12 protein-coding genes are annotated in these 17,046 nt (G+C 37.6%); 3 read left to right on the top strand and 9 right to left on the bottom strand.

The genetic code is table 11. The features are described 5' to 3' along the window. Positions 1 to 207 precede the first annotated feature (207 nt). The 6 genes from MSVAZ_RS21020 to MSVAZ_RS19985 form a co-directional block, all read right to left on the bottom strand. Positions 208 to 564, bottom strand: coding sequence for a phosphomannose isomerase type II C-terminal cupin domain (locus MSVAZ_RS21020; protein WP_048118060.1), 357 nt, complete (start codon positions 562 to 564; stop codon positions 208 to 210). A gap of 177 nt (positions 565 to 741) precedes the next feature. Beyond that, positions 742 to 951: a hypothetical protein gene (locus MSVAZ_RS21015; protein WP_048118058.1), complete on the bottom strand. Its 210-nt coding sequence runs from the start codon at positions 949 to 951 to the stop codon at positions 742 to 744. 31 nt (positions 952 to 982) lie between these two features. Beyond that, complete coding sequence (locus MSVAZ_RS03365; protein ID WP_198146834.1) at positions 983 to 2,032, bottom strand: glycoside hydrolase family 130 protein; 1,050 nt, start codon at positions 2,030 to 2,032, stop codon at positions 983 to 985. An 8-nt stretch (positions 2,033 to 2,040) separates the two neighbouring features. Next, entirely contained in the window at positions 2,041 to 4,425 is a 2,385-nt protein-coding gene (locus MSVAZ_RS03360; RefSeq protein ID WP_048118052.1) for a glycosyltransferase family 4 protein, read from the bottom strand. 614 nt (positions 4,426 to 5,039) lie between these two features. Beyond that, positions 5,040 to 5,180 carry a hypothetical protein gene (locus tag MSVAZ_RS20725; RefSeq protein ID WP_197078817.1) on the bottom strand — a complete coding sequence of 47 codons (141 nt, stop codon included), beginning with the start codon at positions 5,178 to 5,180 and terminating at the stop codon, positions 5,040 to 5,042. Between the two features lie 1,619 nt (positions 5,181 to 6,799). After that, the gene (locus MSVAZ_RS19985) at positions 6,800 to 6,997 is read right to left on the bottom strand and encodes a hypothetical protein (RefSeq protein ID WP_156150945.1); all 198 of its coding nucleotides are present in this window, start codon (positions 6,995 to 6,997) and stop codon (positions 6,800 to 6,802) included. Between the two features lie 2,398 nt (positions 6,998 to 9,395). On the opposite strand from MSVAZ_RS19985, the gene MSVAZ_RS03350 reads away from it, so the two are divergent. The 3 genes from MSVAZ_RS03350 (at position 9,396) to MSVAZ_RS03340 (ending at position 12,218) form a co-directional block, all read left to right on the top strand. Then, on the top strand, positions 9,396 to 10,037 hold the full coding sequence (locus tag MSVAZ_RS03350) for a pentapeptide repeat-containing protein (protein WP_048118046.1): 642 nt from the start codon (positions 9,396 to 9,398) through the stop codon (positions 10,035 to 10,037). A 701-nt stretch (positions 10,038 to 10,738) separates the two neighbouring features. Continuing rightward, positions 10,739 to 11,287, top strand: a complete 549-nt coding sequence (locus tag MSVAZ_RS03345; protein WP_048118044.1) for a LemA family protein — start codon at positions 10,739 to 10,741, stop codon at positions 11,285 to 11,287. A 52-nt stretch (positions 11,288 to 11,339) separates the two neighbouring features. Next, positions 11,340 to 12,218: a M48 family metallopeptidase gene (locus tag MSVAZ_RS03340; protein ID WP_048118036.1), complete on the top strand. Its 879-nt coding sequence runs from the start codon at positions 11,340 to 11,342 to the stop codon at positions 12,216 to 12,218. A 134-nt stretch (positions 12,219 to 12,352) separates the two neighbouring features. Here the strand turns inward: MSVAZ_RS03340 and MSVAZ_RS20720 are convergent, their stop codons facing one another. From MSVAZ_RS20720 to MSVAZ_RS18675, 3 genes are all read right to left on the bottom strand, one after another. Then, positions 12,353 to 12,583 carry a pentapeptide repeat-containing protein gene (locus MSVAZ_RS20720; protein ID WP_048118033.1) on the bottom strand — a complete coding sequence of 77 codons (231 nt, stop codon included), beginning with the start codon at positions 12,581 to 12,583 and terminating at the stop codon, positions 12,353 to 12,355. Positions 12,584 to 12,841: 258 nt separating this feature from the next. Continuing rightward, positions 12,842 to 15,691, bottom strand: coding sequence for a cation-translocating P-type ATPase (locus tag MSVAZ_RS03330; RefSeq protein ID WP_048118029.1), 2,850 nt, complete (start codon positions 15,689 to 15,691; stop codon positions 12,842 to 12,844). A gap of 136 nt (positions 15,692 to 15,827) precedes the next feature. Continuing rightward, the gene (locus MSVAZ_RS18675) at positions 15,828 to 16,751 is read right to left on the bottom strand and encodes a hypothetical protein (RefSeq protein WP_052727863.1); all 924 of its coding nucleotides are present in this window, start codon (positions 16,749 to 16,751) and stop codon (positions 15,828 to 15,830) included. Positions 16,752 to 17,046 lie beyond the last annotated feature (295 nt).

Raw genomic sequence — 17,046 nt, 5'->3', positions numbered from 1 at the left:
ACATATCTTCCTGATTGAAGTCTTTAGATAACAAATAATATATTTGATTGAAGAACGTTTTTCTCCTACAAATTCAGTGTTTCAGTCCAAAAATCACTAGATTTTGGACCAGAGTCAGTTAAGAAAATGTAACATAGAATTAGAGAAATGTATATGGAGTTTGTGATATAGGTTTTCCAAAATACAATCCCATAAATACAAATTTTTTTAGATCCTCCCGTATTTATCCTCAAGTCTTACGATGTCATCCTCTCCAAGGTAATTTCCCTGCGCTATCTCAACTAAAACGAGATTTTCATTGTCTATATTTTTTACACGATGTACCTCGTTTACCGGAAAATCGACAGAATCTCCTGCAAGAACCTTGATTTCACTTTCATTTTTAGTTACAATTCCCTTTCCACTGACTATGTGCCAGTGCTCGCTTCTGTGGGAATGACGTTGAAGTGATATTTCACTATGAGGTAAAACCGTAAGGATTTTGACTTTATATCCTGGCCTCTGCATAAGCACCTCATAGTGCCCCCAGGGCCTTTCTGACTCATTTTTGCATTTTGGACTCACGTTTGCATTTCTCCAGAATTGTTTCGTACACATTGATGTAATCATCTATTATCCTGTCAACAGAGGAACGTTTTTCTACACATTACCTACATTTTTGCGGAATATGGAAACAACCCTCTGCACAGCCTCTGAAGTTCATCAACACTGTTGACAAGAATTTAGTTTCTCCATCCAAGATCAGCTCAGGCATTGAGCCCTATTCATTGCAATTACCTGAGTACCGCTTTCCATGGCTTCAACCACATCAAGCCCGAAGGCTCCATCATAACAGGCCTGATCCGCAATATAACCGGCTATTCTAAGTTTTATTCCTGTCTTTTTGCAACTTCTATTGCGTCTTTCGCACCTTTGCCTTTGTGCAGGCGGGATAAAAAGAGGAGATAACATTGAAATTCTTATAATAATACCCCCAAAATACTCAGATCCCCAAATTTAGTTTTAATTTACAATCACCTTTTTTTGGATCATTTGAAATTCCCCTGTTTTCTTCAAACCATCTGCAGTATTCGTCAGGGCATTGTGTCTCAGGGCACCCATGTATATACTCCAGTATATCACATAATTTTGCACTGGCCATTGATACTGATACATCCGCACTTCCATAATAAATACGGATTTCATCATTCACTAAGACCCATCCGCAAGGGAAAACAACATCATTAACGTCTCCACTGCGTTCATACATTTCACGAGGTCCGAAAACCCATCCTTCGGACCTGTGGAGCACTTTTCTGGGGTCTTCGAGATCAAGAAGAGCCAGTCCAAGCCGATAACTTGCTTTAGATGTTGTCTGGCGTACCCCATGGTACATTATTAACCATCCATCAGATGTGAGGAGTGGCTGCGGGGATAGACCTATCTTGTTGGCATCCCACCATCCACCTTCCCGAGCATACAGAAGAACCTCGTGTTCTCCCCAGTATTTCATATCCGGGGAAAAAGATATCCAGATATTTGCCTTCGCACCCGCCATACCAGATACTGGTCTGTGTAGCATTGCCCATCTGTCTTTAAACCTTACAGGAAAAATAGCAGCATCTTTATTTTCAGGCGGCAGGATAGCTCCCATTCGTTCAAAATTTCGGAAATCTTCAGTAAGGGCAAGAGATGGTAAGGGGCCTGAATCTGAATAAGCAGTATATGCTACAGCCCATTTTCCTATCTCATCTATGTAAGTTATGCGCGGGTCTTCAATGCCGTATATTTCTTCAGGATAGTTTACAGGATCCGGAGACAAAGTTGGTTCGCGGTCAATTTCCCAGCCATCAATTCCATTCTTACTCCTTGCTACTGTAAGGTGAGAAAAGCCTCGATGGTCTTCGACACGTACCATTAATAGAGTTATACCATTAACTATAGCCGCTGCAGGGTTAAACACTGAATGGGCCTGATACGGCCAATCTTCAACATTAAGTATAGGATTTTTCTTATACCTTTGGAATAGTTCTCCTTGGTCTTTCCACATAATAATCTCCCTCATTCTTCCTGATTTATTGATAGCAGGCTCTTTTTCTTTTGTAGACCCCCATCACTTACTTTGGGCTGGAACGCCACAATGATGGGTTCATTTGTGTGTTTATTTAAAGAGCTCAAAGCCATAAGGAAGCAAATTACGGATTCTGCCCCCTGGTTACAGTTCATGCCATCGCTGCCAAGTCCGTCAAAGACCCCACCTGTTGAGTAATCGTACATAACAGTTCGCAAGCGGTTTCTGCCTAGAAAATATTCAAAAGAATATTTTGCGAGTTCCAGATATTTCCTTTCATGCGCAATCTCATAGGCTGAAATATAAGCCTGAGTCAGGTAACCTGCCTCTATAGGCTGCTGGTCAAAAAGCGGTATTTTTCCATTATAGGAATACCAACCGTGATTTCCAACTAGATCAAAAAAGTCGCCTCTCCATTGAATCTCAGTAAGAAAATCCAGGGTAGCAAGGCCAATTTTTCTGTAAGTTCTGTCTTTAGTGTAATTATACGCCAGTAAAAGGGATTCACTTAGTTTTGCATTACTGTAGGTAACTGTGGGCTCAAACCAGTTCCAGTCTTCTTTATGGTTAGCCTCATATAAATCAACCAGGGAATCCGCATGGGTGATAAATATGGATTCAAAGTTATCCTTGTCTACAAGAGAATCTATGGATTTGACTGTATCCCTGCGTGAGTTGAATACAGATTCAAATTCATCTGCATCCACGCCTGCCCTGAGCATCTCATACAAACCGCACATCGTATAGGCTTTTGCTCTCGGAGAACCCAAATTTTTGATTTCCTGCCTGGATTTACTGATCAGGGTATTTGCAAGGGTACGTATATTTTTTGACAGGTAAGGGCAGCTCACCACATGTCCGAGTCCGTAAATTGCACGCCCTAAAGTGTCTTCACTGCCCTTTTCATCCAAAAATTCCCTTTTATAACTCATGAAGTTATGAAAGTGACCCGTGTCGGTCTGGGCATGTTCAAGAAAGCTCATGTATGTGGTAATTAACCTCCTAAACTCTTCGGCTTTTTTCTGGCTGTCTATCAGCTGTGTCAGTGCAACAAGAGCTCGGCCTACGTCATCAGTACTGTATCCATAACGGCGAGCCGGTATACCAAAATTGGTATGCTGGATAATGCCCACATCATCGGTCAACAACTTAAGATGATCAAGTTTAATTTCAGGAAGCTGAATCGGAAGGAAATTAAATCTGTTTTGTATTCCAGGATGGGTATTGTAATTCTTTAAAGCCTTATCAAAAACAGTATTATATTCTTTACCTACATTTTTCCATGTCATTTTTCTGCCAAAATCGTATGCCTTTTTGCGCATACCATTACACTCTTCTGGATTTTCAATTAAGTATAGCAGGGATTTTTTAAAGCCATCAGTGTCTCCAAAATCTACAAGCAACCCACGATTTTCGGAAAGCATTTCCTGGGCGTACCAGTAAGGAGTGGATACTATTGCTTTTCCCATACCCATTGCATAGGTCAGAGCGCCACTTACTATCTGTTCTCTGGAAAGGTAAGGGGATGCGTAAATATCACTGGCAAGGATATAATTACAGAGTTCTTCTTTTTCGACAAATTTGTCGTGGAATACTACATTGTTTTCAAGCCCGAGTTCGGAAACCTTGTTCTCAAGATAATGCCTGTATGATTCTCCATTAATCTTTTTGACCATTGGGTGTGTGGCACCCAGTACAAGGTAAATAAGGTCAGGATACTGGCTTACAACTCCAGGAAGAGCCTCGAGCACACTTTCAATACCTTTATTCTGGCTCAGCAGGCCGAAAGTAAGGATAAGAGGAGCCCCTTTCAGATTCAGCATCTTTTTGTACTTACTGCAATTGTTAAATGGGTAGTCAGGTACTCCATGAAATATTAATTCTATCTTGTCTTCAGGAGCTTTATAAACTTCTTTTAACATATTGACTGCAGACTGGCTCATTACAACCAGCTTTTCGGAATACCTGATGAGTTTTTCTGTGGACGCCCGGTACTCAGGGTCAGGTTCCCGGATTACAGTATGCATTGTGGTTATTACAGGCTTATTTATTCCAGATAGAAGAGCAAAAATGTAATCTCCTGCATCCCCACCAAAAAGCCCGAATTCGTGCTGAAGACATACGATATCAGCACCAGATTGATTTATATAATCCGCAGCCGAGTAATAATCCTCGATCCTGTCCCTCCGAATTTGAAAAACAACTTCTTCCGGATAATTATAAGTTTCAGAAGGATCACTCAAAACAATAACTTCACAATGAACGTCGTTGTTTTCTCCCAAAACTGAATTTAAAAGATCAGACGTGAATGTGGCAATCCCACATTCTTTTGGAACATAAGTTCCTATAAATAATACTCTCAATTGCTTATTCAAATAATCCCTCCAAACTTACATCATTTATAGACGTTTTGATATCTGGTCGTGCCCACGAGTTACTTAAAATAGTGGAAACTATTCATCTCGAGTGAAACAACATCAATAGCCATCTTTATTATGGTTCAATAGGCAAATTTTGGGAAATTGATTATATTTGATTGTTAGCTATTGATTGCGTCTTTTCAATTCTCCTTGGCTAAAATCAAACATATCAATTTCATTAAAATCGATATCAATTAACTTATTCTTGCAGGATGAGTAGTTACAAATAGTGAGCATAATAATCTCTCTTCATTTTCCTCAAATGCAGGGGAAGTACTATTTTTTCAAAATAGATCAATAACTCACGGATACTACCAAAATCTAGATTAAGATAAAATTCCAGATCAAGAGCTCATCCCAAAACTCAAAATATATTCCCTGGACCTCGAATTTTGAATGATCGATAGAGTTTCTTGTCATGGGATATAGTTTTAAAACTTTTATTGATTTAAGAAAATTGGTTTTGGGATGAGCTCATACATAAGAAATTTCAGTCAATGGATTTTTAAAAAATATAAAATTTTATAGTTCCAGATATTAAAAATCTCAGTATTCTTCATGCAGACTCCTCATCCGTAAATCATTATCGAATCGAGTCTTGCAGTACCTACTTTTGTCCAGTACTTGCAAATACTACAATACTGAGTCTCGCCATCTGAGCACAATTTCAGGTTAGCGTGGCATTTTGGACACATTTTTAGATTTCTCATGAATAAAACTCCTTGAATTTTTATTTTAATTTTGAGCTCATTCCAGAACTCAAAATTGGTTCCCTGAATCTTGAATTTTAAACGATTCCCTGAATCTTGAATTTTAAACGATTCCCTGAATCTTGAATTTTAAATGATTCCCTGAATCTTGAATTTTAAATGATTCCCTGAATCTTGAATTTTAAACGATTAATCAAGTTTTGGGATAAGCTCCAAACTAAAATAACGGCACTTGTCAATTTTATAGGATTACTACTCAAACTTTTAGTGCAAACTTTTAGTGGAGGATTTATTGAAAAACTTAAACACAAGAACCCCTTACAAGAACCCCTTTACATTTTCCCAACATGTAAATTGTGCTCGATTTTTCAGATTTAATCAATACTCACAATCAATACTCATGGCCAAAACCTATTATTTAGGTGTTTCTTTTTTGATGTCTTGATTTGATATTTTCTCGTCTCTTTTAGTGATGCATTAATTTTGCCTGCTGCTGATGCATTAATTTTGCCTGCTGCTTATGGTGCAATAATTTTGTCTGTTTCGCTCATTACATATATATATTTTTTACGTAGACAGGTTTTAAATTTAGAGCTCTAAATATCCCATTTAAGCTTTTTTAAATATTCCATATGAGCCTTTTATGCATTAAAGATATAAATTTAAAGATCCTGAATAACTAGTAAACTATAATAGTAGTTGGATATATAAATAACCATTGATTTTTTAAATTTATTTTAAATGAAGAAAACGATCAAAATTTAGTTCCTAAGCTGTAATGCAAAATATGAAAACTGTAGAGAAAATGTGGCTTCTAATCCGAATCTTTGGGAACCGCTACAGGGTCAATACAAAAGAGACTATAAACTGTTATGATAGCAACATTTCAGGTATTAAACGTTGTTGTCCTTAAATAGTTGAACATAGAAACTGTTGAGGTATATAAAAAACTTAAATGTAGGAATTATTTTACCAATTAATCGGCCATATTAATTTATGAAAGAATATATTCTTGGCAAATTTTATCCCCCCGTCATATGCCAATAAGAGTACTACCACAGCTGTTACTGACACTACAAAAAAGGGTACCACGAAAACACACAGTATCTTTTTAATACTCAGCATCTTTTTGATTCTGTCAAACATTTGCTTTCCCATCAGTTATTATTCCTAGGATCGTTAGGGTGAGTTATTGAAAAACAAAAACACAATACTATCTCTACATTTTTCCAAATGTGGGCTTGTTTATGTGATGAAAATTGTGCTTGGTTTTTCAGATTTAATCAATGCAACTTAAAGAAACGGATACACCTGAGTTTTTGAAAAAGCATTTTACTTTAACAACCCAGGGCCTCAAGTTTATGGTTTCTTAACTGCGTAAGTCTTAATCAATAACTCACGGACAAGATCTATTATCTATATGTCTCTACTTTGACATCTGTATTTGATACTTTCTCGTCTTTTATTGCTGCATTAGTTTTGCCTACAACTTCCAGCGTAATATTTTTGTCTGTTTCACTCATGGTTTTCATATTTGCACATTTTTTATTCAAGTAATTTGTGAATTTAGCTCCCCAAATATTCCAACATAGCTTCCTCAAATATCCCATATGAACCTTTCATTTAGATGTCTCTACTTTGACATCTGGATTTGATACTTTTTCGTCTTTTATTGCTGCATCAGTTTTGCCTACAACTTCCGGCGCAATATTTTTGTCTGTTTCACTCATGGTTTTTACCTTTACATATTTTTTATGTAAGTGATTTATGAATTTGGCTACCAAAATATCCAATTTTAGCTTTCTCAAATATTCCATATGAGCCTTTTATGCAGGAAAGTAATAAATTTTAATTCACTGGATATCCTGCATGATATTACAGTATTTAAACCTATAAATATCCATGTATATTTTAAATTTATTTTAACTGAAGCACGTGATCAAAATTTAGTGCTGAAGTTATAATGTAAAATATGAAATTTGGAATGCAAAATGTGAAATTTGGAATGCAAAATGTGAAATTTGAAATGCAAAATATGAAATTTGGAATGTAAAATATAAAAGATGTAGCGAAAAATATGAAATTTGGAATGCAAAATATAAAAGATGTAGCGAAAAATATGAAATTTATAATGCAAGATCTGAAAGATATAGCGAAAAATGTAGTTCCTGGTTCGAATCTTTGGGAACCATCACGGGGTCAATACAAAATCAAATTGCGGGCGGCCACCCCACCCTAAAGGATGGGGTATGCTTCGGGCCGCCCGCCCGGTTACTTGGAGACAGATGATTAAGTATCCTTTAACAAGGTTTCCTTAACATAAGTGATTGAAATTTTGACCCTCGGTTTCCTATCAGATTTGATGTATCTATAAAAGGAAGCTATGGTTTAGATATTCAAAGAGAAATACGAAGAGGCGAGGGTTCACTTCATCCCCAATCTAAAGAATGGGGTATTCGTGACCCTCTGCGCTCCCGTTGTAATAAACTATAAACCTTTATGATAGCAACATTTTCGGGCAAATATCGCTATCCACAAAAATAAAAAACATGTATCTTTTTGAGACTCCAAAACGTTCTGCCATTTTCTTATATGTTCTCTTTCCTATGTCCATGTTGATAACGTCAACATTAGACACAAATTTATTTTCCTTGAACAAATACATCAATTTACATTTCGACCCCTCTTTCAAAAATAAGGTGATTTTTGCAACAACTTTACATATTTATTAAATTTGTAGGGGGTACAAGCTCAACAAAATCAATGATTTTGGCTGAATCCCACAATTATTTAAAAATTCTGGACCTAACTAATAAAAAATATTGTAAAGTTTAACATATTTTCCAGTGAGATTTCATTGAGGGTTGAATAATTAATTCAGAATAGGGCAAAATAAGTACTGAACTGTATATATAAAAAAAACAAGTAGCTTTTTAGGGAGGGGATCAAAATGTAAAATCAACATACGTGTTCAAATGTTTATAGTACATATCAATACTATATATTCAAATAGTAAGATATTTAGTGAATACATATACGTATATAGACCTAAATGTATCTAGAATAGATTGCTGAAATACAATATAGATTGTCGAGTCGAGTATTTCGGTGATCGATCATAACTCGACTTACCGTTTAATGGAATAGTAATATGATTGAAAGTGAAATTGGCCAGCATTTTAAAAACGATTCAAGTAAACAAACAAATGAGTGTAATATATGATAGACAATAAGAAAGTAGAGCCTACAAAGGAAGATGCAAAAGAAAAAGTCGAGCCAACAAAAACCGCAGAAGGAAGCGTAAAAAAATAAAGTAAGCGGTTTCTTTGGAGAAGTTTCGCAAGAAGCCTATCTCATACATATTATCTAAAATCAGTAATTCACATAACAATAATTCACGAGCAAGAAAATGGGTGAATAAAATGATTAAACAAATAAAAAAATATTTACTGTTTTACTGGCAGTCAATTGCTAGTAAAATTAATAGTAAAATTAATAGTATCCTTTCATTTGCATTCGGTTAAGAAATCTATTAACGTTAAAATGACTACTGCAATCATCTATTCATCTCGATTTATAACATAAGTTTACAGAAATGACGACGAAAATAACACATTTCTTATAATCGTATCTTGACCGAATACAAATGATTGATTATTTGTAACTATTCAGCATATCAAAACATGTCTATTGATATTGATTATAGTGAAAGCAAGAAATCAAAGAAATAACCTATATAAGAGGACAAAATGCAGTCAATCGCCAACAGTTCCATAAAATCAATTTGCAGAAATTTGTCTATTGAGTTTTAACAAAGATGACTATTGATTCTGTATTATATAGGTTGAATAGTTACGATTATTTAACAGAATATCAATTAGACAAAAGAAGAAAAACTCAAACATATTGGAGAGAGTATATGTCTGTTCTATTTATCATTCATTTAAAAAATATAGAACACATACAAAAACTATATAAGCGTCTTGTGTTTATGTAGAACCCCAATAATTATGTTTATTTCTATTCAAATGCACATTTCGAACCCTGGCACTCTTGTGTTAAGATCCTGCACAAAAGGATTATTTCGCTGACATAAAGTCTACAAAATAACCTGAAATCAGGCATTATTTGCCTATAATGGCAGGGGTTCGAAATATACATTCAAACTTGATACAAGACAACAAAATTTTTGTGATAAAGGGGAGTGGTTATTATATGCATGAAATTAAAAAAGTTAATTTTAATGAGGGTAACCTTATAGAGACTAACCTTAAAAGAGCTAACTTTATAGGGGCTGACCTTAGAGTAGCTGATCTGAAAGAATCCCATTTTGAGGGAGCTAACCTCAGAGAAGCTAACCTTGAAGGAGCTAATCTTGAAGGAGCTAACTTTAGCGAAGCTAACCTTAAATGGTCTAACCTTAAAGAAGTTAACCTGAAAGGAGCTGACCTTAGAGAAGTTAACCTTGAAGGAGCTGACCTTGAAGGAACTGACCTTGAATGGTCTAACCTTGAAGGAGCTAATCTTGAAGGAGCCAATCTTAGAGGAGCTAATCTTCATAGGGCTAACCTTAGAGAAGTTAACCTTGAAAGAGCTGATCTTAATTGGGCTATGCTTAGAGGAGCTAACCTGGAAGAAGCTGACCTTGAAGGGACTAACTTTACAGGGGCTAATCTGGAAGGAGCTGATCTTATAAAGGCTAGCCTCGATGGAGCTAACTTTAGATGGGCGAATATTAAAGGAGCTAAGTTTGACGGAGCTAACCTTAATGGAGTTAACCTTAGAGAAGCTCATTATTTGACATTTGACCAGCTTTCTAAAATGGTAACTATTCAGCCTACCAAAAATCATTGTTGATCTCGATTTTGACTTAGGCCCCGTCACAGAATAACCTCTGCAGATTTCCGATTGGACATTTTGATTTTCACTATATAGGTCGCCAGTAAAAGTTACAATAAATTATAAGTTGCATAGTTTATTTCGTTGCGGGCACTTAATAGATACTTTTGAGTACTAACTGATAACTGATGGAACTTATGGGAAATGCAAAAACATGATCAATAGCCAGCAATTAGAGAAAAATAAACCAAGTGAAATTTACCCATTAAAGATTACTAAAGACAGCTATTGATATTGTTTTTTCCAGGCTGAATCGTTACCTAAATGGTAAGTCGGCGAATTTTTCGTATGCCCGTTGATAATATTTTTTATTTCGTCATAATATTATTTATTTCGTCATAATATTTTTTATTTCGTCTTATCTTTACTTTCTATCTACATTTGGCAGGTCGACATTAGATTTTGAGATATTTTACTGATTGCGCTTTTCAAACAGTATATAAATATGTATTGGTTTTGAAGCTGGTAAATATATAACCCGAATCTTACGACATATATAAGCAATGAAGCATTTTTGCAATAATGTTTAGTATCAGGGATATGTGCTTTCCAGCAAAAACACTATCATTAAAAATGTTATGAAAAAACAAGTTGCCTGTCGAAAGTGGGATGTAGTAGATAGCAGATAGTAGGTTGTATTTATATTGGGAGGTAATTATATGAGTGGGTATATTATTTTAGGCATTTTGCTTGTATTTGTGCTAGTCTTTGTGTATTATTTCAACAGACTTAATGTGCTTTCCAACATAATAGATAATTCATGGGCTCAGATTGATGTTCAGCTGAAGAAGAGAGCTGACCTTGTGCCAAACCTTGTTGAAACTGTGAAGGGTTATGCAGCGCATGAAAAATCAATTTTTGAGGCCGTGTCTGATGCAAGAGCAAGGATGATGGGCGCAAAGACAATTGAAGAAAAGGATCAAGCTGGAAATGTGCTCGCCGGGACTCTTAAGTCGCTTTTTGCAATAGCCGAGAATTATCCAGAACTTAAGGCAAACCAGAATTTCCTTATGCTTCAGGAAGAACTTTCTGGAATTGAGAACAAGGTTGCTTATGCAAGGCAACACTATAATGACAGTGTGCTTATTTTTAACAACCTTGTGACTACTCTACCGGGCTCGATTTTTGCTGGAATCCTTAGTAAGAAGACAAGGACTTATCTTGAGATTGAGTCTAAGGAAAGAGAGCCTGTCAAGGTTCAGTTCTAATATTAAGGTTTTCCATTTTCTTTATTTTGTGGGTGTGATATCTTTGCGAACTATGGAAGAGCAAATAGCTGCGAATAAGAGAGATTCGTTTATCCTTATTGGAATTGTAAGCATTGTCCTTGTAACTTTGGGCTATGTATTCGCGCAGATTTATGACCCTTCGCTTGTTTTTGTCTTTCTGATTATCGCTGTGATTCTTTCTACTCTTGGCACAATTGCTTCTTACTGGTATTCAGATAAGATTGTGCTTGCTGTGACGAAGACACGTGAGCCGACACCACTTGAAAATGCACACCTTTCGAATGTGGTTGAAGGGCTTGCGATTGCAGCAGGAATTCCTGCCCCACGTTTTGTGATTATAGCTGATGAGGTTAACCTGAATGCTTTTGCGACGGGAAGAGATCCTGAGCATGCTGTTCTTGCTGTGACCTCTGCGCTTCTTAAGACCATGAACAGAGAGGAGCTTGAGGGCGTGATTGCACATGAGATGTCGCATATCAATAATTATGATATCAGGCTCGCGTCTATGATTGCTGTGCTTGTCGGTATTATTGTGATTGCTTCACAGATTTTCCTTAGAAGCTTGTGGTTCTCAGGTGGAAACAGAGACCGAAGAGATGGAAATGTTATATTTATAGTGATTGGCGTTGTACTTGCTATACTTGCACCGATTTTCACGCAGTTGATTCAGCTTGCAGTTTCACGACAGAGGGAGTATCTTGCTGATTCAAGCGGGGCGTACCTTACGCGCAATCCGATGGGGCTTGCTTCTGCACTTGAGAAGATTAAGGCCAATAATGTTAATACGAAGGTAAATGGGGCTGTTTCACATCTTTATTTTACCAACCCATTCCTCTCAAAGAATGCAAATTCTCTATTTGCAACACATCCGCCCATTGATGAAAGAATTAAGAGACTCAAAGAAATGTGAGCTTTTAGGTTTTTGAGTTTAGGACAAGTATTAAGGGAATAAACTAGGACTTATGCTAATGACCCAGCTGAGAGCAGTAGGTCCAGAGCTTGATTAATCAAAGGGCGATATAAGAATTGGTTTGGGGATGGAGCTCAATCAGATACTTTAAAAAGGGCAGGGCACTTCTTTTTTAGGGTTATGAGGAGCTCGTTGTCTAATTTTGCATTATGAAGTGTTTTCACTGTAGAAAGCGGGTCAAGTGATAAATGTTGAGCTCCTTCAAGGTTAGCCCCTTCAAGATTAGCTCCTTCAAGATTAGCCTCTATAAGGTCAGCTCCTTCAAGGTTAGCTCCTAGAAGGTCTTTTCTCTCTGGAATATCCATATACAATTATCAGCTTTGAACTAAAATAAGCATTACTATGCCATGAAAATATCTTCTGCTCTTCAAGATTTAGTTTTTAAAAAATGGGTATGTAGAAATCCTCTAAAAGAACCAATCTCCATTAATTTGAATTGAATTGTCCGATGTGTTTTACTCACTTATTTTCAGCTTCTTGCAGCTGATTAAGATAGGTTTTCTACAAAGCCACAACTATATCACATTATAAGCCTTATAGTTCATCCTTAGTCATCGTTTAAGTTACCACTTTAAGAATCTAGCCGCCCAGCTCACGTTTTTTCTAAGCAAATATTTCCTTAACTCATCGATTCCAAGCAGGAAGATTGCAAAAGGAACAGCAAATAATAAATATCTGAGGTCAAGGGGCGAAGTGTTAAAAATAAGATTGGCAAATGGATTCCAGATAATAAAAACTAGAATCAGTAATTCACTTGCAATCCCTAACAGAATCGTATGGTTGCTGAACAAGCCCATTGTGAACACTGACTGAAACCGGGTTCTGGAAGCAAAAACATTAGCTATCTGGCAGATAATCACCGCTGAAAAGAAAGCAGTAATCGCCTGCATATAAAGGGGATTGCTGTTTGCAAGTTGCTCGCCGAATTTCCAGCCCCCTTCAAAAAGTACGGCAAAATAACAGAAAAAGCCTGCTGCAGCTTCTATAGGTCCCTTTATTCCATAAGCTGTTAAAAGCACTTGAGGCGTTAGCAGCTTTTCGTCCCTAGCCCTTGGAGGCCTTTTCATAATATCTCCTTCTGCTTTTTCCATTCCCAGAGCAATGGCAGGTAACATATCCGTACCCAGATCAATTGCCAGAATAAGCTGTACTTGCATAGGAAGGGGAAGAGCAAAGAGAACGAAGGCTATGAAAGGCAGAACCTCAGGGATATTACTGGCAAGGATGTATACAATGAACTTTTTTATATTATCAAAAACAGTTCTACCTTCCTCTACAGCATTCACGATAGTGGCGAAATTGTCGTCCAGAAGCACCATATCCGCAGCTTCACGAGCTACGTCCGTGCCGCTGCCCATTGCAACCCCCATATCTGCGTTCTTAATTGCAGGAGCATCATTGACCCCATCTCCTGTCATGGTCACGATTTCCCCTTCAGCCTGGAAAAGCTGTACGATTTTCAGTTTTTGAATAGGAGAAGTACGGGCAAATACAATGCTCGGATTTTTCAATCTTGAAGAAAGATCTGTACGTGAGAGTGACTCCAGCTCGTCTCCAGTAATAATTTCAAGGTTTCCAAAATCCACAAGTCCCACGTTTTTCGCGATTGCTTCTGCAGTGACTGGGTGATCACCGGTGATCATAACAACCTTGATCCCGGCTGCATGGCACTTTGCAATAGCTTCTCTGACTTCAGGCCGCGGAGGGTCTACAATCCCGATAAATCCCAGGAAAATAAAATCCTCAGTATACTCTTTCTGCTCTTCTGCTTGCCTGTACGCAAGGGCAATTATCCGTTCTCCCTTTCTTGCCAGTTCCAGGTGCCTGTCCAGAAGTTCTTTTTTATCATTTTCGATAAGTGTTCTAACCTCACCTGAATCTCTAACTGAACCGCACATCTTCACAACCACCTCAGGGGCTCCCTTAAGATAGATTTCAAGGTTACCTTCAGGAGTGCGGCAGATAACTTCCATTCTTTTGGTAAGTGAATCAAAAGGAAACTCTTTCAGCCTTTGATAATCACTTTGAAGTGTTTTTATGTCCTGGAAACTGTTTGCAAAAACAAGAAGTGCTCCTTCGGTAGGATCGCCAGTGTATCCAGTTGGTAATTCGCGAAGTTTTGCGTTATTGCAGAGCCCTGCAACCCTTATTAAAGTAGGAGGTACCTTTTTAGGATCCCATATGGGACTTTCTACAACATAAACCCTTTTTGCTCCTGAACCCGTAACTTTTCCTGCAATGCCTTGTTTTGTACTTTCTTCTGTCTCCTGCTCTACAACCCTTTTTTCGAGACCTGAAGTTATTTTAGGTACTAAATTTTCAAAACCGACGATGAGAGAATTTACTGCCATCCTGTTCTGGGTAAGAGTTCCGGTTTTGTCAGTGCAGATGACAGTAGTCGAGCCCAGAGTTTCTACGGATTCGAGGTTCTTTATAAGGGCATTCCTCGAAGCCATTCGCCTGGAAGCCAGGCTAAGAGCAAGAGTTACCGTGGGCAAAAGCCCTTCAGGCACATTTGCAACTATGATTCCGATCGCAAAGATGAGGCTTGCAAGAAAGGTATCCTGAATAAGAAACGCAAGAATGAAGAAGGTTACTCCCATTAAAATCGCAATTGTAGAGATGATTTTTATGAAGCGATTGAGCTCTCTCCGGATGGGAGTGTCTACCCTCAAAATCTGTTCTGTGAGTATTGCAAGTTTTCCAATCTGGGTGTTCTGTCCTGTTCCGAAGACGACAGCCTTTCCATTCCCGCTTTGTACTAGCGTCCCGGAAAAAACCATATTTCTGCACTCAAGTATATTCGAGTTAGTGCATTCAAGAGAGCGTAGTTGAGGCTCTGCTTCTCCTGTTATGGTCGAATGATCAACTTTCAGAGAGTTTGTCTCAATTAAGCGCCCGTCAGCCGGGACCTTATCTCCTTCCTCAAGAAGGATGATATCTCCTACAACAAGTTCCGAAGCCAGAACATCTCTGACTTTACCTTCCCTTAAAACCTTTGCACGGGGAGGAAGGAGCTGCCGAAAACTTTCCATCGTTTTTGCAGCCTGGTATTCTTGGACAAATGTGAAGGTTCCATTAAGGATTACGACCACACCAAGAGCAATTCCAATATACAGATTCCCTTTTCCAGGATCAAGGTATTCTCCAAGGAAAGACAGAATAGCTCCTATAATCAGCAAAATTGAAAAAAAATTCCGAAATTGCCTCATATACTTACTTAATATGCTTTCCTTTCCTGTTTCTTCGAGAACGTTAGGTCCGCATTCCTGAAGTCTCCTTGCAGCTTCCTGCTCGCGAAGTCCGCTTTCGTCAACTCCTAATCTTTGAAGAAACTCGGGAAGAGCGATTTTATGCTCATCGCCCTGCGGAGGACAAATCTTGCTTTTGCTACCAGTCAATTTTGTCTCCATCGAATATCCTATAACTCAATGTGGCATAAGAATAAGAAACTTAAGAGATCTTATCCTTGTTGTTGTCTTTCTGTAACTTCGTTATTGTCTGCTGTCATAGTCATCGGTATCGTCTTTACTGTCATCGATGTAGTTATTATCTTTTGATCATGTTACTCATGTTTCTGATCATGTCATTCATGTTTCTGATCATGTCATTCATGTTACTCATGTTTCCAGTCATGTTTCCAGTCATGTTTCCAGTCATGTTACCCATATCGGTCATGTTTCCAGTCATATTACCCATATCGGTCATGTTTTCAGTCATATGACATATCATGACTCCGGTCATATTACCGGTCATATTACCCATACCGGTCATGTTTCCGGTCATAACTCCAGTCATGTTACTCATGTTTTCAGTTATGTTACCCATCTCGGTCATGTTATTCAGGTTTCCGATCATGGTTCCAGTCATATTACATGTCATATTTCCAGTCATGTTACCCATATCGTTCATGTTACTCATGTTTCCGATCATGGTTCCAGTCATATTACATGTCATATTACCCATACCGGTCATGTTACTCATGTTTCCGATCATGGTTCCAGTCATATTACATGTCATATTACCCATACCGGTCATGTTACTCATGTTTTCAGTTATGTTACCCATCTCGGTCATGTTACTCATGTTTCCGATCATGGTTCCAGTCATATTACATGTCATATTCCCAGTCATATTACCCATATCGTTCATGTTTCCCATGTTCCCGATCATGGTTCCAGTCATATTACATGTCATATTCCCAGTCATGTTACCCATATCGGCCATATTACCCATGTTTTCAGTCATGTTATCCATGTTCCCGGTCATATTACTCATACCAGTCATGGCCCCAGTCATGATTCCGGTCATGGTCATATTCCCAGTCATGTTACAAATTATGGTTCCATTAATATTTTCGGTCACGTTGCTCATATTTCCAGTCATGTTTCCTGCAGGCTCTGATGCTTGCGCGGCGCCAAGAGAAAAAACTAAGCATAGCACTATCAGAGAAACTATTAATCTAGTTTTCATTCTTTACCCTCCATATGTGAATTAGACAATTCGGATCTATTGCATAAATTCAATTAAATAAAATTTGTAATTATTCAGCCTACCCAAAATAAGTTGAATGATATTGATTTATTAAAGGAAACGGATCAGAAAAATTTGTCCATTGAATTTTATGAAATATGGCTATTGAGGTTGTTTTTCCCCGGCTGAATATACAATTTTGGCTCTTCGCCATTCTTTATGGATAATACTATTTTCAATTCAAGACCGCGCTGGATTTTATGAGAATATTATGAGGATAGCCACACAAAACAAC

The sequence above is a fragment of the Methanosarcina vacuolata Z-761 genome, from assembly GCF_000969905.1.
GTDB lineage: Archaea > Halobacteriota > Methanosarcinia > Methanosarcinales > Methanosarcinaceae > Methanosarcina > Methanosarcina vacuolata.
This window is presented reverse-complemented; position numbering and strand designations above follow the sequence as displayed.

Coding starts and splice junctions, on each gene's coding strand:
- MSVAZ_RS03350 (WP_048118046.1), top strand. CDS start 9,396: ATGCATGAAATTAAAAAAGTTAATTTTAATGAGGGTAACCTTATAGAG.
- MSVAZ_RS21015 (WP_048118058.1), bottom strand. CDS start 951: ATGTTATCTCCTCTTTTTATCCCGCCTGCACAAAGGCAAAGGTGCGAA.
- MSVAZ_RS20720 (WP_048118033.1), bottom strand. CDS start 12,583: ATGGATATTCCAGAGAGAAAAGACCTTCTAGGAGCTAACCTTGAAGGA.
- MSVAZ_RS03330 (WP_048118029.1), bottom strand. CDS start 15,691: ATGGAGACAAAATTGACTGGTAGCAAAAGCAAGATTTGTCCTCCGCAG.
- MSVAZ_RS19985 (WP_156150945.1), bottom strand. CDS start 6,997: ATGGAATATTTGAGAAAGCTAAAATTGGATATTTTGGTAGCCAAATTC.
- MSVAZ_RS20725 (WP_197078817.1), bottom strand. CDS start 5,180: ATGAGAAATCTAAAAATGTGTCCAAAATGCCACGCTAACCTGAAATTG.
- MSVAZ_RS03340 (WP_048118036.1), top strand. CDS start 11,340: ATGGAAGAGCAAATAGCTGCGAATAAGAGAGATTCGTTTATCCTTATT.
- MSVAZ_RS03345 (WP_048118044.1), top strand. CDS start 10,739: ATGAGTGGGTATATTATTTTAGGCATTTTGCTTGTATTTGTGCTAGTC.
- MSVAZ_RS18675 (WP_052727863.1), bottom strand. CDS start 16,751: ATGAAAACTAGATTAATAGTTTCTCTGATAGTGCTATGCTTAGTTTTT.